At 59.1% G+C, this 20881-nt stretch carries 16 protein-coding genes; 13 read left to right on the forward strand and 3 right to left on the reverse strand.

Annotated elements, in window-relative coordinates; genetic code table 11:
* Window positions 1-52: 52 nt before the first annotated feature.
* A complete protein-coding gene (locus BK659_RS27075; protein ID WP_123428758.1) occupies window positions 53-1177 on the reverse strand; it encodes a polysaccharide deacetylase family protein in 1125 nt (374 codons plus the stop codon).
* Between the two features lie 275 nt (window positions 1178-1452).
* Here BK659_RS27075 and yaaA point away from each other — a divergent pair, with 275 nt between their 5' ends.
* The 13 genes from yaaA (at window position 1453) to BK659_RS27145 (ending at window position 19821) form a co-directional block, all read left to right on the forward strand.
* Entirely contained in the window at window positions 1453-2232 is a 780-nt protein-coding gene (gene yaaA / locus BK659_RS27080; protein WP_123428760.1) for a peroxide stress protein YaaA, read from the forward strand.
* Window positions 2233-3035: 803 nt separating this feature from the next.
* Complete coding sequence (locus tag BK659_RS27085; protein ID WP_123428762.1) at window positions 3036-4352, forward strand: nucleotide sugar dehydrogenase; 1317 nt, start codon at window positions 3036-3038, stop codon at window positions 4350-4352.
* 151 nt (window positions 4353-4503) lie between these two features.
* On the forward strand, window positions 4504-5985 hold the full coding sequence (gene alg8 / locus BK659_RS27090) for a mannuronan synthase (protein ID WP_404942547.1): 1482 nt from the start codon (window positions 4504-4506) through the stop codon (window positions 5983-5985).
* Window positions 5986-6020: 35 nt separating this feature from the next.
* Complete coding sequence (locus BK659_RS27095) at window positions 6021-7190, forward strand: alginate biosynthesis protein Alg44 (protein WP_123428766.1); 1170 nt, start codon at window positions 6021-6023, stop codon at window positions 7188-7190.
* A gap of 9 nt (window positions 7191-7199) precedes the next feature.
* On the forward strand, window positions 7200-8711 hold the full coding sequence (gene algK / locus BK659_RS27100) for an alginate biosynthesis TPR repeat lipoprotein AlgK (RefSeq protein WP_221178175.1): 1512 nt from the start codon (window positions 7200-7202) through the stop codon (window positions 8709-8711).
* Window positions 8712-8890: 179 nt separating this feature from the next.
* Entirely contained in the window at window positions 8891-10396 is a 1506-nt protein-coding gene (locus BK659_RS27105; RefSeq protein ID WP_404942552.1) for an alginate export family protein, read from the forward strand.
* 26 nt (window positions 10397-10422) lie between these two features.
* On the forward strand, window positions 10423-12015 hold the full coding sequence (gene algG / locus BK659_RS27110) for a mannuronan 5-epimerase AlgG (RefSeq protein ID WP_259740315.1): 1593 nt from the start codon (window positions 10423-10425) through the stop codon (window positions 12013-12015).
* Window positions 12016-12026: 11 nt separating this feature from the next.
* Complete coding sequence (locus tag BK659_RS27115) at window positions 12027-13475, forward strand: alginate O-acetyltransferase (protein ID WP_123428820.1); 1449 nt, start codon at window positions 12027-12029, stop codon at window positions 13473-13475.
* An 8-nt stretch (window positions 13476-13483) separates the two neighbouring features.
* Entirely contained in the window at window positions 13484-14608 is a 1125-nt protein-coding gene (locus tag BK659_RS27120) for a mannuronate-specific alginate lyase (protein WP_123428770.1), read from the forward strand.
* Window positions 14609-14819: 211 nt separating this feature from the next.
* A complete protein-coding gene (locus BK659_RS27125) occupies window positions 14820-16298 on the forward strand; it encodes an MBOAT family O-acyltransferase (protein WP_123428772.1) in 1479 nt (492 codons plus the stop codon).
* 11 nt (window positions 16299-16309) lie between these two features.
* Entirely contained in the window at window positions 16310-17485 is a 1176-nt protein-coding gene (locus BK659_RS27130) for an alginate O-acetyltransferase (RefSeq protein WP_123428774.1), read from the forward strand.
* Between the two features lie 14 nt (window positions 17486-17499).
* Entirely contained in the window at window positions 17500-18156 is a 657-nt protein-coding gene (locus tag BK659_RS27135) for an alginate O-acetyltransferase AlgF (RefSeq protein WP_123428776.1), read from the forward strand.
* Between the two features lie 213 nt (window positions 18157-18369).
* The gene (locus BK659_RS27145) at window positions 18370-19821 is read left to right on the forward strand and encodes a mannose-1-phosphate guanylyltransferase/mannose-6-phosphate isomerase (RefSeq protein ID WP_123428778.1); all 1452 of its coding nucleotides are present in this window, start codon (window positions 18370-18372) and stop codon (window positions 19819-19821) included.
* Window positions 19822-19993: 172 nt separating this feature from the next.
* Here BK659_RS27145 and BK659_RS27150 read toward each other — a convergent pair whose 3' ends face one another.
* A complete protein-coding gene (locus tag BK659_RS27150) occupies window positions 19994-20356 on the reverse strand; it encodes a hypothetical protein (RefSeq protein ID WP_123428780.1) in 363 nt (120 codons plus the stop codon).
* A gap of 22 nt (window positions 20357-20378) precedes the next feature.
* Window positions 20379-20864, reverse strand: a complete 486-nt coding sequence (locus BK659_RS27155; RefSeq protein ID WP_123428782.1) for a hypothetical protein — start codon at window positions 20862-20864, stop codon at window positions 20379-20381.
* Window positions 20865-20881: the final 17 nt, after the last annotated feature.

The following is a 20881-nucleotide window of genomic DNA, read 5'->3' on the forward strand; positions in this document are numbered from 1 at the left end:
AAAATCGCCCCTACCCCAATGTTTCCGGCCTTTTTTTGGGGAAGGGCGCGTTTCAACGAAAAGCGGACTGACAATCCTCCCAGCCGATCCCGCTTTGCGCGGTTTGCGTCAACAACCAGGGCATTGCCGTTTTCACCGCGTCCTGTTTAACGTTGAAATTGATCACCCCGTGACGCCACAACAGCATCAATGTCAGCACCCGCTGCGCGCTCTGCTCAGCCGTGAGCTGGCGACTGCCGTCCGCCGGGTCGATATCCCACAGCGCGACCTGCAACCCTTGAGTCTTGAAGAAACCCTGCGCATCGGCACGACGCTGACCGTTGGGCGGACGGAACAGCGGCACAAAGTTCTCCGGCAGCTTGTTCTTCACCAGTTCGACACTGCGCGTGACCGAGTACTGCCAATCCTGCCAATGGCTGTGGGAACGGAACTCCCAGCCCTGCACGCCGATGCACTGCTTTGAGTACAGCGCTTGCAGCTCGGCCACCGAATGTTGTGCCAGACGGTTCTGGATGTCACTGCCCAGCACAAAGAAGGTCCCGCTCAGGTTCGACTTGCGCAGGTACTCGGTCAGCCAGGCGGTGTGGTCCGGCGCGATGTTGGCGGCACTGTCGAAGCTCAGCACAAACAGCCGATCATTCAGCTCATCGCCGTTGCGCTCATAGTCGCCGAACAGTTCGACTTCGCTGCTGGTCTGCGGAAACAACGCAGCCTTGCGCAGTTGTTCGTCCAGATAGCGCTCGTGAAAACGCCGGCTCGGCTCGGCCCAGCGGGTGTAATACGAGTCTTCGCCGAGCTGGAACTTGCCGGCCTGCTCTCGCAGGGTGTCCATGTCTTCGACCAGAAAACAGAAGGAGGCATCCTGGTCACAGCTCTGCTGGGCAAAGTTGTAGTTGGCGAGCAGGCGCAGCCACATGTGCGCGCGCAGTTTGTTGATCGAATCGAGGTTGATCATGCGCAAGCCCAGGCGCTGCTTCAAAGCGCCTTCGTCCAGCGCTTCACTGACGAGCAAGGCTCGGGCGAAGGTGAGGATTTCTGCGCGTGACGCGACATCGAACAGGGTCGGGCTGCCCAGTTGCTCTGGCCAGGTGCTGCGATCCAGCGTGGCGAAGTCATTGGGCGCGGCATAGGCACTCACGCTGAACAACCAGGCCGAAAAAAGTAAAGCGATACGCAAAGGGATGTCTCCATAACAAAACCCGCGCGGCACTATAGCTGATCCAGACCAGATTCCCGCAGCAGCACAAACCTACTGTGGGAGCGAGCTTGCTCGCGATGGCATCACCTCGGTTTTGTCGATAAACCGAGTTGCCTGCATCGCGAGCAAGCTCGCTCCCACAAAAAGCTCACACACAGGTTTTGCGGATAGCCACCGATCACCTATGGCCTTGATAGCTGGAGTCAACCGGGACAACCCCCTAGAATCCCCGCACGATTACAGGAGACGACTTCATGCTGATGGTGATTTCCCCCGCCAAGACCCTCGATTACGAAACACCGCCGGCCACCCAGCGTTTCACTCAACCGCAGTACCTGGACCATTCCCAGGAGCTGATCCTGCAACTGCGCGAGCTGAGCCCGGCACAGATCAGCGAGTTGATGCACGTTTCCGACAAGATCGGTGGCCTCAACGCCGCACGCTTTGGCAGCTGGACCCCGGCATTCACGCCGGCCAACGCCAAGCAGGCGCTGCTGGCGTTCAAGGGTGACGTGTACACCGGCATGAATGCCCAGTCCTTCAGCGAAGCCGATTTCGATTACGCCCAACAACACTTGCGCATGCTCTCGGGCCTCTACGGCCTGCTGCGCCCGCTGGACCTGATGCAGCCGTATCGGCTGGAGATGGGCACCAAACTGGCCAATGCCCGTGGCAAGGACCTGTACGCCTTCTGGGGCACGCAAATCAGCGAATGGCTGAACGAAGCCCTGGCCGACCAAGGCGATAACGTGCTGCTCAACCTGGCCTCCAACGAGTACTTCTCGGCGGTCAAACGCAGCGCCTTGAACGCCCGGATCATCAACACCGAGTTCAAGGACCTGAAGAACGGCCAGTACAAAATCATCAGTTTCTACGCGAAGAAAGCCCGCGGGATGATGAGCCGTTTCGTGATCCAGGAACGCATCAACGACCCGGCCGCGCTCAAGCAATTTGACGTGCAGGGTTACCGCTACAGCGCTGAACAATCGAAACCCGATAACCTGGTTTTCCTGCGCGACCACGCCCCCGAATAAAGCATCACGATGGCGCACGACATTGATCTATGTGCGTGCGCCGAAACGTGATCGTCCCTGCCTTTCCCTTGCCCGATTCGTCATTTTTATGACGCCAAAAACACGCCGCTTCCATTTATGAAATTTCTTTCACTCGACAAGCGTGAAATTTTTCAGTAGTGGCACGCATTTTTTTCAAGCGTAGTGGCACAAAAGTATTCACGGCAATTAACTCCCCATTAATAAAGGGCGAAATGGTAAGTGCTATCAATATGAGAGCAGTGCCATCTTTTGCACTATTTCGAGAAATTTCAAAAATTGGGATAAGCCGCCATGAACTATCTGAACCTACACCGCTCATACCACCGGTAACGATTATCTCTGAGCGTGTACGAGATAACTTACGCAGAGTGCCACCCCTATCGCAAAGTTGTCATATTCAACTTTGCCTTCAGGCCACTTATCTTGAATAGCAGGAGATAACGCACCATTACTATCCCCTACAAGGCCAAGGCTGCCCCCCTGTAAACGTGCTCACCTGAGCACCTGAGTGCTTGATATTGCTGGCTTTATGCCAATTTTCAAGTACCACCAACCTTTTGCACCACGGTATTCAAAAGAAATGCCGGCTGCAGTTCAGGGCACGCCTTCACCCTCAGGCCAAGTTTCGCACACCTTGAGTGCACTTATTTAGACACTCGGAATTGAGTATGCCTGCACACGGTATTGTGGCGCCTGCCATCCACACTTCCGAGTGCACTTCGACCGCTGAACACTATTAACTTCACCCCTTTAATGGCGTGATAAATACAGAGGTAAATGCGATGCGCATCAGTATATTTGGTTTGGGTTACGTCGGCGCAGTCTGTGCCGGTTGCCTGTCTGCACGGGGCCATGAAGTGGTTGGCGTGGACATTTCCAAAGACAAGATCGACCTGATCAATGCAGGTAAATCTCCGATCGTTGAACCGGGTCTGGGCGAACTGCTGACCCAAGGCATTCAGACCGGTCGTCTGCGCGGCACCACCAATTTCGCAGAAGCCATTCGTGACACCGATCTGTCGATGATCTGCGTCGGTACGCCGAGCAAGAAGAACGGCGATCTGGAACTCAACTACATCGAATCGGTGTGCCGCGAGATCGGCTTTGTCCTGCGTGACAAAACCACCCGCCACACCATCGTGGTACGCAGCACCGTCTTGCCGGGCACCGTGAAGAACGTGGTGATCCCGATTCTCGAAGACTGCTCGGGCAAAAAGGCCGGCGTCGACTTCGGCGTAGCGGTGAACCCCGAGTTCCTGCGTGAAAGCACCGCGATCAAGGACTACGACCTGCCACCGATGACCGTCATCGGCGAGTTCGACAAAGCCAGCGGTGACGTTCTGCAATCGCTGTACGAAGAACTCGACGCGCCGATCATCCGCAAGGACATCGAAGTCGCCGAGATGATCAAGTACACCTGCAACGTCTGGCATGCGACCAAAGTGACCTTCGCCAACGAGATCGGCAACATCGCCAAAGCGGTCGGCGTCGATGGTCGCGAAGTGATGGAAGTGGTCTGCCAGGACAAGACCCTCAACCTGTCCCAGTACTACATGCGTCCGGGCTTCGCGTTTGGCGGCTCATGCCTGCCAAAAGACGTGCGCGCCCTGACCTACCGCGCCAGCTCCCTGGACATCGAAGCACCGCTGCTCAACTCGCTGATGCGCAGTAACGAATCCCAGGTACAGAACGCCTTCGACATCGTTGAAAGCCACGACAAACGCAAAGTCGCCCTGCTTGGCCTGAGCTTCAAGGCCGGCACCGATGACCTGCGCGAAAGCCCGCTGGTGGAGTTGGCGGAAATGCTGATCGGCAAGGGTTACGACCTGAGCATCTACGACAGCAACGTCGAATACGCCCGCGTCCACGGTGCGAACAAGGATTACATCGAGTCGAAGATTCCTCACGTCTCGTCCTTGCTCAACTCGGACTTCGACTCGGTGATCAACAACTCCGACGTGATCATCCTCGGCAACCGTGACGAGAAGTTCCGCGCCCTGGCCGAGACCGCGCCGCACGGCAAGCAAGTGGTCGACCTGGTCGGGTTCATGTCCAAAGCCACCAGCGTCAGTGGCCGGACCGAAGGTATCTGCTGGTAACCACAGCCCCCCGTAGGAGCTGCCGCAGGCTGCGATCTTTTGATCTTTGGCGTCCGTGAGGACGCTAAAAGATCGCAGGCTCCGCCAGCTCCTACGCGGATCTGTTGGTAATCGCCGTTCCCCGTACGCCGAAACAAAATGGATGCAGATTATGCACAGGCTAAAGCACGGCCTACTTCAGGCCGCCGGTTGGCTGTTTTACCTCAGTGTGTTGATGGGCATCGCCATGGCGTTGCCTGTCACCACCTTCGACCCGCAGTCCAAGGACTTCATTTTCCTGATTGGCGTCGTCGGTATCTGGCGCTATTCGATGGGTGCCACGCACTTTTTGCGCGGCATGCTGTTTCTCTACGTGGTCTACCCGCACCTGCGGCGCAAAGTGCGCAAGCTCGGCAAGGCGGCGGACCCGTCCCACGTCTTTTTGATGGTCACCAGTTTTCGTATCGATGCGCTGACCACCGCCCAGGTCTACAGCTCGGTGATTCGCGAGGCCATCGAGTGCGAACTCCCGACCACCGTGGTCTGCTCGATCGTGGAAATGTCCGATGAGCTGCTGGTGAAAAGCCTCTGGGCCAAAATGAACCCGCCGGACCGGGTCAAGCTCGACTTCGTGCGCATCCCCGGCACCGGCAAACGCGATGGCCTGGCTTTCGGTTTTCGCGCCATCTCGCGCCATATGCCAGACGACCGTGCAGTCGTGGCGGTGATCGATGGCGACACCGTGCTCGCCGAAGGCGTAGTGCGTAAAACCGTGCCGTGGTTCCAGCTGTTCGGCAACGTCGGCGGCCTGACCACCAACGAATTTTGCGAAGTGCGCGGCGGCTACATCATGAGCGAATGGCACAAGCTGCGCTTCGCCCAGCGCCACATCAACATGTGCTCAATGGCCCTGTCCAAGCGCGTGCTGACCATGACCGGACGCATGTCGGTGTTTCGCGCCTCCGTGATCACCAACCCGGACTTCATCGCCGACGTCGAAAGCGACTCGCTGCAACACTGGCGCCTGGGCCGTTTCAAGTTTCTCACTGGCGACGACAAGTCCAGTTGGTTCAGCCTGATGCGCCTGGGCTACGACACCTTCTACGTGCCCGACGCGGCGATCAACACCGTTGAACACCCGCCGGAAAAGAGCTTCATCAAGGCCAGCCGCAAACTGATGTTCCGCTGGTACGGCAACAACCTGCGGCAGAACTCCCGGGCACTGGGCCTGGGGATGAAACGCCTGGGTCTGTTCACCTCGGTGGTGCTGTTCGACCAGCGCGTGTCGATGTGGACCTCGCTACTCGGCCTGACCGTGGCGCTGATCGCCAGCTTCAAATACGGCACCGCGTTCATCCTGGTGTACCTGCTGTGGATCGGCATCACCCGCCTGATCCTGACCCTGTTGCTCTCCTGCTCGGGACACAAGATCGGCCCGGCTTACCCGGCGATTCTTTATTACAACCAGATCGTTGGCGCGCTGGTGAAGATCTACGTGTTCTTCCGCCTCGACCAACAGTCCTGGACCCGTCAGGACACCAAATTGACCCGTGATCTGGCCAGCTTTCAACGTTGGTTCAACACCTGGTCGTCTCGGACCATGACCTTTTCCGCCGGCAGCATCTTCGTCGCCGTGCTGCTGTTGATGGTCTGACCTGCCTTGCCTGAATTAACGAGGAAATACCCCCTATGAATACCGCCGCGAACATCAACGTAGTGCATGAATCCGAAGCCCAACGCCAACACGCCCGAGTGAAAATCCCGGCCAAGCTGCGTTTCTTCGGACCCGACCGTACACCCGTGGAAGTCCGGGTCATCGACCTCTCCGCCGGCGGCCTGAGCTTCAATGCCGGGCAGATACCGCTCAAGGTCGGCGACGTGCACAAGGGTCGGCTGCAATTTTTGATCGACAACCTCGGCCTCGCCATGGACGTCGAGATACTGATTCGCTCGTTCGACCGCCAGACCGGCCGCACCGGTTGCCAGTTCCAGAACCTCGAACTGCAGGACATCTCGACCCTGCGCCATCTGATCACTTCGCACCTGTCCGGTGACATCGTGACCATGGGTGACGTGCTGGCGACCCTGCAACGGGACAACTTCACCAAGGCACGCAAGGTCAAGGACGGTGGCCATGGCATGAGCGCTTTCGGGCGCTTGCGGGCAGTGACCTTCAGCCTGGGGATTTTCGTCGTCGGCCTCGCGGCGTTCGGTTTCGTTTTCAAATCGGTGTACGGCATGTACTTCGTCAGCCACGCCCAGGCCGGTCTGGTCAGCGTTTCAGGCATGAACGTCACCATGCCCCGCGACGGCACCGTACAAAGCCTGATCAAAACCGATGGCGTTGCCGCCAAGGGCGCGCCACTGGCGACGTTCAGCACCAGCATGCTCGACGTGCTCAAAGGGCATCTGGACGAAAATCAGTTACAGCCGGCCAAGGTTGAAGAACTGTTCGGCAAGCAGATGACCGGCACCCTCACCTCGCCCTGCGATTGCACCGTGGCTCAACAAATGGTCGCCGACGGTCAGTACGCCAGCAAAGGCGACGTGATCTTCAAACTGGTGCCGCAGGGCAGCCAGGCCAACGTCGAAGCGCGCTTCTCCTATCGCCAGTTCGGTGATGTTCGTCCGGGTACGAAAGTCAGCTTCCAGATCGCCGGCGAAGACACTAAGCGCACCGGCACCATCGTCAGCAGCACCAGCCTGAAAAGCGAAGACCTGTCGTCCGACATCCGCGTGCAGATCAAGCCTGATGCACCGCTGGACAGCCGCTTCGCCGGTCGCCCGGTGGAAGTTAGCAGCGACCGCGGCCCCTCCGTGAACTGGCTGATCGACAAAGCCATGGCCGCCGGACTTTAAGCGGAGGACATGCCTGTGACCACTCCACCTATCCTCAAAGCACCGCAATCTCTGTGGGAGCGAGCTTGCTCGCGATGGGATCAGCGCGGTCTGTCTGATGCACCGAGCCGCCTGCATCGCGAGCAAGCTCGCTCCCACAGGGGTTTAGCGTTCTGCTCGTTGGCGTTGGCGGTGAGCCTCAGCGGTTGCGCAGGCCTGCCTGACCAGCGTCTGGCCAATGAAGCCCTGAAGCGTGGCGACACCACGCTCGCGCAGCAGAACTACAAACAACTGGCCGACCTGGGTTACAGCGAAGCACAGGTCGGTCTGGCCGATATTCAGGTGGAAAGCCGCGACCCGGCGCAGATCAAAGCCGCCGAAGCGACCTACCGTGCCGCCGCCGATACCTCGCCGCGAGCGCAAGCGCGCCTGGGTCGTCTGCTGGTGGCCAAACCGGGCTCGACCGAAGCCGAGCAACACGAGGCCGAAGGTCTGCTGAAGAAAGCCTTTGCCAATGGCGAAGGCAACACGCTGATCCCGTTGGCCATGCTGTACCTGCAATATCCCCACAGTTTCCCGAACGTCAACGCCCAGCAGCAGATCAGCCAATGGCGCGCCGCTCGCTATCCGGAAGCCGGTCTGGCGCAAGTGCTGCTGTATCGCACGCAAGGTACTTACGACCAGCATCTGGATGACGTCGAACGCATCTGCAAAGCCTCGCTGAACACCACCGACATCTGCTATGTCGAGTTGGCCACGGTCTATCAGAAACGTGCCCAACCGGAACAGCAGGCCCAACTGCTCAAGCAACTGCACGCCGGCTACAGTGTCGGCAAAGTGTCCGCCCAACGCATGGACAGCGTGGCCCGCGTGCTCGGCGATGCCAGCCTTGGCAAACCGGACGAAAAAACCGCGCAAGCCATGCTGGAGCAGATCGCTCCTGGCTACCCGGCGTCCTGGGTCAGCCTGGCGCAGTTGCTCTACGACTTCCCCGAGTTGGGTGACGTCGACAAGATGATGGAATACCTGAACAACGGCCGCGCCGCCGATCAGCCGCGCGCCGAACTGTTGCTGGGCAAGCTCTACTACGAAGGCAAGTGGGTGCCGGCGGACGCCAAGGTCGCCGAACAACACTTCCAGAAAGCCGTGGGCAAGGAAGTCGCCGCCGATTACTACCTCGGCCAGATCTACCGTCGTGGCTATCTGGGCAAGGTCTATTCGCAAAAAGCCCTGGACCACTTGCTGACCGCTGCGCGCAACGGCCAGAACAGCGCCGACTTCGCCATCGCCCAGTTGTTTTCCCAAGGCAAGGGCACCAAGCCCAACCCGCTCAACGCCTATGTCTTCAGCCAGTTGGCCAAGACACAAAACACCCCGCAAGCCACTGAGCTGGCGCAAACACTCGAAACCCAATTGCCGCCTGCGCAGCTGGCCGAGGCCCAACGCCTGTTGAAACAGGAACAGGCCGTACGCGGCACCGTGAGCCACAGCACGCTGCAAGTTGAGGCCCTGCAAGAAAAAGACGGCGAGGAATCCCTATGAAGCTCAATCCATTCATGACGGCCGGCATCGCCATGCGCACCGTAGCAGCTGCCGAAGGCTGCGTTCGGCCGCGAAGCGGTCGCAAATCAGGCGACCGTTATCCATCTGAAAGACCGCATGCTCAGGTATTACGCCTGCTGCGCAGTCGAACGCAGGCTTCGCCAGCTGCTACGTCCGTGTTGGGCCTGGAGCCGTTCAAATTATCAAAACTGGGTATCGGCCTGACCTTCGCCCTGTTGTGGTCCTGCCCGACATTGGCCGCGATGACCGACACCAAGAACTACGGCCTGGAAGTGAAAGTCACTGGCCAGTCCGAAGACGACAGCGACCTTGGCACCAAGCCCGGCGGCGACGTCAACGGTGTGGGCCTGGACCTGCGGCCGTGGGTTTACGGTGAAAGCGGCAGCTGGAGTGCCTACGCCATGGGTCAGGCCGTGACCGCGACCGACATCATCGAAACCGACACCTTGCAGTCCGATACGCAAGGCGCCCAGAGCAGCGGCAACAACGGCCGCCAAAGCAAGAAAAACTACCTGGCGATGCGTGAGTTCTGGATCGGTTACAGCGGCCTCACACCCTACCCCGGCGAGCAACTGAAGCTCGGTCGCCAACGCCTGCGCAACGACGACGGTCAATGGCGCGACACCAACATCGAAGCGTTGAACTGGACCTTCGACACCACCCTGCTGCGGGCCAACGTCGGCGTCGCCGAACGCTTCAGCGAATACCGCACCGACCTCACCGAGCTCGCGCCCAAGGACAAGGATCGTCTGCATGTGTTCGGCGATATCGCGACCCAATGGACGCCCGGCCAGTGGGTCGGCCTGCGCGCTCATCATACCCACGACGACGGCAAACTCGACTACCCGACACCCGGCGAAGCGCCCGACTCACTCGCCAAGAAACAGAACGGCGACCTGAGCTGGCTCGGTGTCGAAGCCAACAGCGACGCCTACAGCTTGAAAAACAGAAACACGGTCAATTACTGGGCCAGCGTCACCGGAATGAGCGGCAACCGCGACACCGTCAACCCGTTGAACGCCGACGGCAGCCGCCCGATCGACGCCTCGAAAAATGGCGACGTCAGCGGCTGGGCTACGGACCTTGGCGTGCGTCTGCGCCTCGATCCGCAATGGCAAGTCGGTGCGGCCTACGCCCGTGCCAGCGCTGACTACGAGCAAAACGGTTTGCAAAGCAACCGCTCGAACTACACCGGTACGCGCTCGCGGGTTCACCGTTTCGGCGAGGCCTTCCGTGGCGAAATGAACAACATGCAAAGCGCCAGCCTGTTCGGTTCCTGGATGCTGCAAGACGATTACGACGCCAGCCTGGTCTACCACAAGTTCTGGCGCGTCGACGGCAACAAGCCGGTCGGCAGCAACGGCATTAATGCGGTGGAAAACAACTCGGTTAACAACAGCTCTGACGACATCACCGGCGCGCTGCTGTCCAGCACCTCGTTGCCACTGGTAGACGGCAAGACCGACCTAGGCCAGGAAATGGATCTGGTGGTCACCAAGTACTTCAAGCAAGGCCTGTTGCCGGCCGGCCTGAGTCAGTCGATCGACGAACCTTCGGCGCTGGTGCGCTTTCGTGGCGGTGTGTTCAAGCCGGGCGATGCCTACGGCAAACAGGTCGACTCGTACATGCACCGTGCGTTCATCGACGTGATCTGGCGCTTCTGATGCGAGCCGCCAAGGGAGTGCCCCAGATGAACAACCCAGCGTTCAAAGGCTCGCTCAGCCTGCTGGTCGGCGCGATGCTGCTGACAAGCTCAGCGGTGTTCGCCAGCGTTGAGCCGGCAGCTCCTGCCCCAAAAGGGCAGCAAGCGACCGTGGCCAAAGGACTGCAACAGGCCAAGACCTACACCGTCAGCAGCGCGCCGACCGCATCACTGGAACTGGCCGCACCGAAACTGCCCGACCTGTCCGGCTACACCGCGCAAGCCGTCGCGGCGAAGATCGTGCGCAGCAAGGCCGGCAAAGTCAGCGTGCGCCGGATGATGCAGGAAGACGCCTTGAAGGACTTCATCGGCGGCGATAACAAGATGGCTGAATGGGTGGTGCGTCAACACGGCATTCCTCAGGCGATCTTCATCGACGACGGTTACGTCAACCTCAAGGACCTGATCCAGAAGCTGCCCAAGCAATACTTCAGCGAGACCTCGCCCGGCGTATTCCTCGCCAGGCTGCCAATCGTGGTCGGGCAAAAAGGCATCCTCGAAATCGACCAACAGACCCAGGAGTTGCGCCTGTCCGAAGAGGCCGGTTCGTTCCTGATCAACGACGGTCAGTTGTTTGTGCGTGACAGCAAAATCACCGGCTGGCGCGAGAAGGACAACGGCCCGGCGACCTTTCGCTCGCCCAAGGATTTCCGCCCGTTCCTGCTGGCCTGGGGCGGCACGCAGACCTACATCGTCAACAGTAAGCTGGCCAGTTTCGGTTACTCCAACAGTAAGTCCTACGGGGTGAGTATTTCCCAGTACACGCCGAACATGGCCAAGGTGCTCAAACGCCCGGAACCGACCGGCTGGATCATCGGTTCCGAGTTCTCGGACATGTGGTACGGCTTCTACTGCTATGAAACCCGCGACTTTGTGGTCAAGGGCAACACCTACCGCGACAACATCGTCTACGGTATCGACCCCCACGACCGTTCCCACGGGCTGATCATCGCCGACAACACGGTTCATGGAACGAAGAAGAAGCACGGCATCATCATTTCCCGCGAAGTGAACGACAGCTTCATCTTCAACAACCGCAGTTACGACAACCACCTTTCGGGGCTGGTGATCGACCGTAACAGCGTCAACAACCTGATCGCCTACAACGAGATTTACCGCAACCACACCGACGGCATCACCCTCTACGAGAGTGCCGACAACCTGTTGTGGGGCAACAAGGTGATCAGCAACCAGCGCCACGGCATCCGCATTCGTAACAGCGTGAACATTCGCCTCTACGAAAACGTCGCCATGAACAACGGCCTGACCGGGGTCTACGGGCACATCAAGGACCTGAGCGACACCGACCGCGACATCAAGCTCGACCCCTTCGATGCCGAAGTGTCGCTGATCGTCGTCGGTGGCGAACTGGCGGCCAATGGCAGCGGACCGTTGTCCATCGACTCGCCATTGAGCGTCGAGTTGTACCGGGTGTCGATGCTCGCCCCGACCAAATCCAGTGGCATCAGCTTCTCGGGAATCCTTGGCGAACGCCAGGATGAAATCCTCGACCTGCTAGTGCGCCAACAGAAAGCCGTGCTGATCGACCCCGTCGAACGCCAGACCGAAATGCGCGACTGAGGATGACTTTCATGAAGCCACATTTGATCAAACTGTTCAGCCTCGCAGGCCTGGCTGCCGCGATGTCTGCCGCCAGCGGCGGAGCGAGTGCAGACGACGCCAAGGCGCCGAATTTTAGCGCCGAGCCGTGCTGCAACCTGTGCCCGGAAGCCCATGACGCGAAGAATTACACTACGCGTTATCAGCAAAACTTCACCACCCTGGTGCAAGCGCAAGGCGACTGGTTGTTCCGCACCCAGGAAGACCTGCGCACCGAGTTCAACACCACGCCCGAGGGCTATCGCCGGCTCAAGCAACTGCACGACGCCTTCAAGAGCAAAGGTGTCGAACTGGTGGTGGTGTATCAGCCGACCCGTGGTCTGGTGAACCGCAACAAGCTCAACCCGCAAGAGAAAGCCGCGTTCGATTACGACAAGGCGCTGAAAAATTACCAGAGCATGCTCGGGCGTTTCGCCGAGATGGGTTACGTAGTTCCAGACCTGTCGCCGCTGACCAACGAATCGCTGCCAGACACGCTGCCGGCCCACGATTTCTACTTCCGTGGCGACCAACATTGGACGCCTTACGGCGCCCAGCGCACGGCGAAAATCGTCGCCGAAAAGGTCAGGCAACTCCCGGCCTTCGCCGGTATTCCCAAGCGCGAATTCGAGACCAAAAGGTCCGGGCGCATGGGCAAGACCGGCACCCTGCACAACATGGCCGGGCAACTCTGCGGCACCAGTTACGCGATCCAGTACATGGACCAGTTCACCACCGAGCCTAAAGGCGAAGCGGCAGACGGCGACCTGTTCGGCGATTCCGGCAACCCGGAAATCACCCTGGTCGGCACCAGCCACAGTGGCAAGAACTACAACTTCGCCGGGTTCCTCGAAGAGGCCATTGGCGCCGACATTCTCAACGTCGCCTTCCCTGGCGGTGGTCTGGAGGGTTCGATGTTGCAGTACCTGGGCAGTGACGACTTCCAGAAGAAGCCGCCGAAAATCCTCATCTGGGAATTCTCGCCGCTCTATCGCCTCGACCAGCAAACCATCTACCGCCAGATGATGGCGCTGCTCGATAACGGTTGCGAAGGCAAAGAGGCGCAGATGTCCGGCAGCAGCACGCTCAAGCCGGGTAAAAACGAGTTGATGGTCAACAGCAAGAACATCGACCTGCGCAACAGCGGTCATCAGGTCGACATCCGTTTCGCCGATCCATCGGTGAAAACCCTGCAAGCCACCCTCTGGTACATGAACGGTCGCCACGAGGACATCAAGATCGACAAACCACACACCTCCGACACCGACGGGCGTTTCGCCTTTGAATTGCGCACCGATGAAGACTGGGCCACGCAGAACCTGCTGGCCGTCGAAATCCAGGGCCCGGAAGCGGGTGCTGCGCCACAAAAAGTCGAAGCGAAAATCTGCAAACGCAACGTATTCCCAGGCGCTGAGCAACGTACCGCTCAGGTCGGGCAATGAGGTCTGTCATGCGAAATTCGAAACTGAAAACCCTGCTTGCACCCACGCTCTTGAGCCTGGCGATGTTCGCCGGGGCGACCCAGGCCGCCGCGCCGCTGCGCCCGCCGCAGGGTTATTTTGCACCTGTGGATAAGTTCAAGACTGGTGACGGCAGCGAAGGCTGCGATGCAATGCCGACGCCGTACACCGGCGCCCTGCAATTTCGCAGCAAATACGAAGGCTCCGACAAGGCGCGGTCGACCCTGAACGTCGCGTCGGAAAAAGCCTTTCGCGACACCACGTCTGACATCACCACACTCGAACGCGGTACCAGCAAACGGGTGATGCAGTTCATGCGCGACGGTCGTCCGGAACAACTGGAGTGCACGCTCAACTGGCTCACCGCCTGGGCCAAGGCCGACGCACTGATGTCCAGGGACTTCAACCACACCGGCAAGTCGATGCGCAAATGGGCGCTGGGCAGTATGGCCTCGGCCTATATCCGCCTGAAGTTCTCCGACTCCCATCCGCTGGCGACGCATCAGCAGGAAGCCCAAGTGATCGAGGCCTGGTTCAGCAAGATGGCCGATCAGGTGGTCAGCGACTGGGACAACCTGCCGCTCGAGCAAACCAACAACCATTCGTACTGGGCCGCCTGGTCGGTGATGGCGACGTCGGTCGCAACCAACCGCCGCGACCTGTTCGACTGGGCCGTGAAGGAATACAAGCTCGGCGCCAATCAGGTCGACGCTCAGGGCTTCTTGCCCAACGAACTCAAGCGTCAGCAACGGGCGCTGGCCTATCACAACTATGCCCTGCCACCGCTGGCGATGATCGCCAGTTTCGCTCAGGCCAACGGTGTGGACCTGCGTCAGGAAAACAACGGCGCGCTGAAACGCCTCGCTGACCGGGTGCTCGCGGGAGTGAAAGACCCGCAAACGTTCGAGCAGAAGAATGGCAAGGAACAGGACATGACCGACCTGAAAGTCGACTCGAAATTTGCCTGGCTCGAACCCTTCTGCACGCTCTACACCTGCCCGGCGGATGTGCTGGAACGCAAGCATGCAATGCAGCCGTTCAAGAGCTTTCGGCTCGGGGGCGACCTGACCAAGGTCTACGACCCGTCGCACGAAAAGGGCAACAAAGGTTCCTAGGGCCAAACACAAAACCCCTGTGGGAGCGAGCTTGCTCGCGATTGCGGTCTGACATTCAACATCGATGTCGACTGACACTCAGTCATCGCGAGCAAGCTCGCTCCCACAGGGTCAGTGCAAGACTTGAGTTGAGTGATATGCCCCCGGATTTCACGGGGGGTTTGGGGGGGCCGTTGGCCCTTGACTGTTGGTTAAACAAGGAGAGATCAGGATGGTGTTTTCATCCAATGTGTTCCTGTTTTTGTTCTTGCCGATCTTTCTCGGCTTGTACTACTTGAGCGGGCAACGCTATCGCAACCTGCTGCTACTGATCGCCAGCTATGTGTTTTATGCCTGGTGGCGCGTGGACTTCCTGGCGCTGTTCGCCGGCGTCACGTTGTGGAACTACTGGATCGGCCTGAAAGTCGGTGCCGCCGGTGTACGCACCCAACCGGCCCAGCGCTGGCTGCTGCTCGGCGTGGCGGTGGACCTGTGCATCCTCGGCTACTTCAAGTACGCCAACTTCGGCGTCGACAGCATCAACGCGATCATGAGCTCCATGGGCCTGTCGCCGTTCATCCTGACCCACGTGCTGTTGCCGATCGGTATCTCGTTCTACATCTTCGAGTCCATCAGCTACATCATCGACGTCTACCGTGGCGACACCCCGGCGACCCGTAACCTGATTGACTTCGCGGCGTTCGTGGCGATCTTCCCGCACCTGATTGCCGGCCCCGTGCTGCGCTTTCGCGACCTGGCCGATCAGTTCAACAACCGCACCCACACCCTCGACAAATTCTCCGAGGGCGCGACGCGGTTCATGCAGGGTTTCATCAAGAAGGTGTTCATCGCCGACACCCTGGCAGTGGTCGCCGACCATTGCTTCGCCCTGCAAAACCCGACCACCGGCGATGCCTGGCTCGGCGCGCTGGCGTATACCGCGCAGCTGTATTTCGACTTCTCCGGCTACAGCGACATGGCCATCGGCCTGGGCTTGATGATGGGTTTCCGCTTCATGGAAAACTTCAAGCAGCCGTACATCAGCCAGTCGATCACCGAGTTCTGGCGCCGCTGGCATATCAGCCTTTCGACCTGGCTGCGTGACTACCTCTACATCACCTTGGGCGGTAACCGCAAAGGCACGCTGATCACCTACCGCAACCTGTTCCTGACCATGCTGCTCGGTGGCCTGTGGCACGGCGCCAACATTACCTACATCGTCTGGGGCACCTGGCACGGCATGTGGCTGGCGATTGAAAAAGCCATCGGCCTGAACACCTCGCCACGCAGTTTCAACCCGATCCGCTGGGCGCTGACCTTCCTGCTGGTGGTGATGGGCTGGGTGATTTTCCGCGCAGAAAATCTGCACGTTGCCGGCCGCATGTACGGCGCGATGTTCAGCTTCAGCGAGTGGTCGCTGTCGGAACTCAACCGCGCCAGCCTCACCGGTCTGCAAGTCGCGACCCTGGTGGTGGCCTACGCCACGCTGGCGTTCTTCGGCCTGCGGGACTTTTACCGCAATCGGCCTGCGGTTCGGATCGACGCCACGGTGAATAACCCTGCCGGCGGCGACGCCCAGGTGTTGGCGGCCAGTTGGGTTGCGGACTGGCCGCGTTATGCCATGCGTGCACTGGTGCTACTGCTGTTCATCGCTTCGATCCTGAAACTCTCGGCGCAAAGCTTTTCGCCGTTCCTTTACTTCCAGTTCTGAGGGATCTGACCATGACCCGCTCATTACGTCTGTTCTACATCGCCCTGTTCCTGGTGACCCTGTTGGTCCTGGGCCTGTGGTCGATGCGCAGCTTCTTTGGCTTCAACACCAACACCGACGCAACCGTGCTCAACGGTCGCTGGAGCAAAGCCGTGGAGACCCACTACGACGAGCATTTCCCGATCAAACGCCTGGGCACCAACCTCTGGGCCGCACTGGATTTCAAGCTGTTCAACGAAGGTCGTCCGGGCGTGGTGCTCGGTCGCGATCAGTGGTTGTACAGCGATGAAGAATTCAACCCGGTGGTCAACGAAGAGTTGAACCTGCAAGGCAACTACGCGCTGGTCGAAGGCGTGCGGCAAATCTTGAAAGCCAAGGGTGTGCAGCTGGTGATGGCGATTGTCCCGGCCAAGACTCGTCTGTACCCGGAACACCTGGGTGAAGTGAAGCCGGCGCGCATCCACGCCGACCTCTACAAGGATTTCCACGCCCGTGTCGCCGCCGACAAAATCCTCGCGCCCGACCTGCTCGGCCCGCTGCAAAAAGCCAAACAGAACGGACAGCAAGTGTTCCTGCGCACCGACACGCACTGGACGCCTGAAGGCGCACAAATCGCTGCCGAGCAACTGGCCAAGACCATCGCCGACAAAACCCCGCTCAGCGGTCAGCCGCAGCGGTTTGTTACCGAGGCAACGGAGGAAGTCAGCCACAAGGGCGACCTGAGACTGTTCCTGCCACTGGACCCGCTGTTCGAAAACCTGATGCCGGCACCAGAGCCTTTGCGCAAGCGCAACACCCACGCGGTTGAAAACCAGCCTGCGGGTGACGACGCCCTGTTCGCCGACAACGAAGTGCCGGTGGCGCTGATCGGCACCAGCTACAGCGCCAACCCGAACTGGAACTTCGTCGGCGCGCTCAAGCAAGCGCTGCACAGCGACGTGGTCAATTACGCCGAAGACGGCCATGGCCCGATCCTGCCGATGCTCGGCTACCTGAAAAGCGATGCCTTCAAGAACAGCCCGCCACAGGTGCTGATCTGGGAGTTTCCTGAACGTTATCTGCCTGTGAACAACGAAATAGGCGACGCCGACCCACAGTGGGTCGCAGAGCTCAAACAAGCCGGTGCGCGCCAACAAAACGTAGCGATTAACAGCAAATCCGAGACGCCCGACCGGGCGCAAAACTGAAAGAGGTAACTCCTATGACTTTCACTACCAAGTATCAAAGTCTCGCCAAGACTTTTGCACTGGTTGCCGGCGTCAGCCTGCTGTCGATGCAGGCCTTCGCCGGTGGCGACGCCGCCCTTTACGGCCCGACCGCACCAAAAGGTTCGACCTTCGTGCGGATCTACAACGCCAGCAACGCCGAAGTCAGCAGCAGCGTCGGCAGCACCGCTATCAACGATGTCGCGCCACTGGCCAGCAGTGACTTCAGCTTCATGCCCGGTGGCGACTACAGCGCCAAGGTCGGCAGCCAGACCCTGCCGCTGAAACTCGCCGCCGACCACTATTACACCCTGGTCAACAACGCCAGCGGCCAGCCACAACTGATCGAAGAACCGCCGTTCAAGAACAAGCAGAAATCCCTGGTCCGCGTGCAGAACCTCAGCGACAAGGCACTGACCCTGAAGACCGCCGATGGCAAGACCGAAGTGGTCCAGGCCGTCGCGGCCAAGAGCCGTGGCGAGCGTGAAATCAACCCGGTGAAAGTCAGCCTGGCGCTGTTCGATGGCGAAAAGAAAGTCAGCGACGTGAAACCGGTCGCCCTGGAGCGCGGTGAAGCCGCAGTGCTCTACGTCACCGGCAACGGCAGCAGCCTGTCGCCAGTCTGGGTCAAGCGCCCGGTCTCGACACGTTAATGAATTTGCCAGATTGACCCATTCCCTGTGGGAGCGAGCTTGCTCGCGATGACGGAGTGTCAGTCGACATCAATGTTGGATGTCAGACCGCAATCGCGAGCAAGCTCGCTCCCACAGTGGACCGAGGCGTCAATACGGGTACGGAATAAGAACAAGAGTGAAACGACAAAACGCAGTAGCTCTAACCCATTACGATTTTCAAGGAGTAACACCATGATTCCAGTGATCTTGTCAGGTGGTAGCGGCTCACGTCTTTGGCCGCTTTCGCGCAAGCAGTTCCCCAAGCAATTCCTTGCCCTGACCGGCGAACAAACGCTGTTCCAGCAAACCCTCGAACGCCTGGTGTTCGACGGCATGGACAGCCCGATCGTGGTCTGCAACAAGGACCACCGCTTCATCGTCAACGAGCAACTGAGCACCCGTAAGCTGGAAGCCCAGCGCATCCTCATGGAACCCTTCGGCCGTAACACCGCGCCGGCGGTGGCCATGACCGCGATGATGCTGGTCAACGAAGGTCGCGACGAACTGATGCTGGTGCTGCCTGCCGACCACGTACTGGAAGACCAGAAAGCCCTGCAACGCGCCCTGGCCCTGGCCACCGTGGCCGCCGAGCGCGGTGAAATGGTGCTGTTCGGTGTGCCGGCGACCAAACCGGAAACCGGTTACGGCTACATCAAATCCACCGACGATGCCTTGCTGCCCGAAGGCGTCAGCCGGGTTTCGCACTTCGTCGAAAAACCCGACGTGAAACGCGCCACCGAGTTCGTCGAGGCCGGCGGTTACTTCTGGAACAGCGGCATGTTCCTGTTCCGCGCCAGCCGCTTCCTCGAAGAGCTGAAAAAGCACGATCCGGATATCTACGACACCTGCCTGCTGACCCTGGAACGCAGCGAACAGGACGCCGACACCATCACTTTCGACGAAGCTACCTTCGCCTGCTGCCCGGACAATTCCATCGACTACGCAGTGATGGAAAAAACCCGGCGCGCCTGCGTGGTACCGCTATCGGCTGGCTGGAGCGATGTCGGTTGCTGGTCGTCGCTGTGGGACGTGCATGAAAAAGACGCCAACGGCAACGTCACTAAAGGCGATGTGGTGATCCAGGACAGCCGCAACTGCATGATCCACGGCAACGGCAAACTGGTGTCGGTGATTGGCCTTGAGAACATCGTGGTGGTCGAAACCAAAGACGCCATGATGATCGCCCACAAGGACAAGGTCCAAGGCGTCAAGCAGATGGTCAACACCCTCAACGAACAGGGCCGCAGCGAAACCCAGAACCACTGCGAGGTCTACCGCCCGTGGGGCTCCTACGACTCGGTGGACATGGGTGGGCGCTTCCAGGTCAAGCACATCTCGGTCAAACCAGGCGCATGCCTGTCGTTGCAGATGCACCACCACCGCGCCGAACACTGGATCGTGGTCAGCGGCACCGCCGAAGTGACCTGCGACGAAAACGTGTTCCTGCTCTGTGAAAACCAGTCGACCTACATCCCGATCGCCTCGGTACATCGCCTGCGCAACCCGGGCAAGATCCCGCTGGAAATCATCGAAGTGCAATCGGGTAGTTACTTGGGTGAGGACGATATTGAGCGGTTTGAGGATATTTATGGTCGGTCTACGCCGATTGAGCGGGGGGTATCGGTGAAGAGCATTGCGCAGTGATTGATGGGTAAAACAAGAAGCCCCCGTCCAACCCGCTGCGTTCCCTATTTGCAATGGGTTGGGTGGGAGCTATTTTTTTATCACTGTACGTTTCTTCTGCACATTCGATACCGTCTGGTAGTCACCGATAGGTATTACCGCGATAAGGAAATCTGGATCCTTGCCATTCATATCAATGGTTACAGAGGTGGCTTTCAACCCGAAATCCTCCATCACTCGCTGCGTCGTTTTGCCATTTGGCGTTTGAAAAAAAGGCTTCCATCATTTCAGGGCTGCCACTCTCCAGCCCGCTCGTTTTATCCAGTGTTATCTGATTTTTCACCTTTGATCGTCGAATGATGCTTGGAAGCTCGCCGTAAAAATCATTTCTCTCTGCCGATACCGGATATTGGGCTCGGAAAATATCATTGGCGAATATAGCCCCCGAATCCTTGTACTTGTAGTTCTGCTTAAATTCCCACTCGTGCCGGCTAACCATATTGAAATACTTACTCACCTTGTCTTTATCTGGGTCCTTGATTTTTGGCTCCGTCATTACAATTGTTTTTAAAACTACCTTATGGGTGAGGGTCGTACTCGTAACGCAAGTTTTGCAGCGTGTCGGTGCCACGTTTGGCCTGAAGCCGGGTCAGGCGGCCATCTTCAGCGGCGTATTCCAGCGTGGTGAGCACGCCGTTGCCGGCGGTTTCCCGCTCGGTCTGGCCCTGGGCGTTGTACTGGATTTCGCTGACCAGGGTGTTCGGCACGGGCTCGTTTTTCAGTTGCAGGTGAACCTCGCGCAACTGACCGGCGACGGTCTGGCGGAATAACTGTCGGTGGCCTTGGGCATCGGTTTGCTCAAGCGCCTCGCCCTGAGGGTTGAAACGTGAGCGGGTCGTGGCGCCAGCGCCGGGTTCAAGCAACTTGTCACGATCCGCCGCCAGCTCCGGCCAGTTGGGGGAATCCGATTCACGCAGAAAATGCCGCGTCTGCTCCAGCAGCCCGCCGGTCAATCCAAACTCGGCAAACAGCTGCGTGCCCGCCGGGTCATCATGACGAACCAACTGCCCGCACTGGTTGC

It is taken from the genome of Pseudomonas brassicacearum, from assembly GCF_003732225.1.
Classification (GTDB): domain Bacteria; phylum Pseudomonadota; class Gammaproteobacteria; order Pseudomonadales; family Pseudomonadaceae; genus Aquipseudomonas; species Aquipseudomonas brassicacearum_E.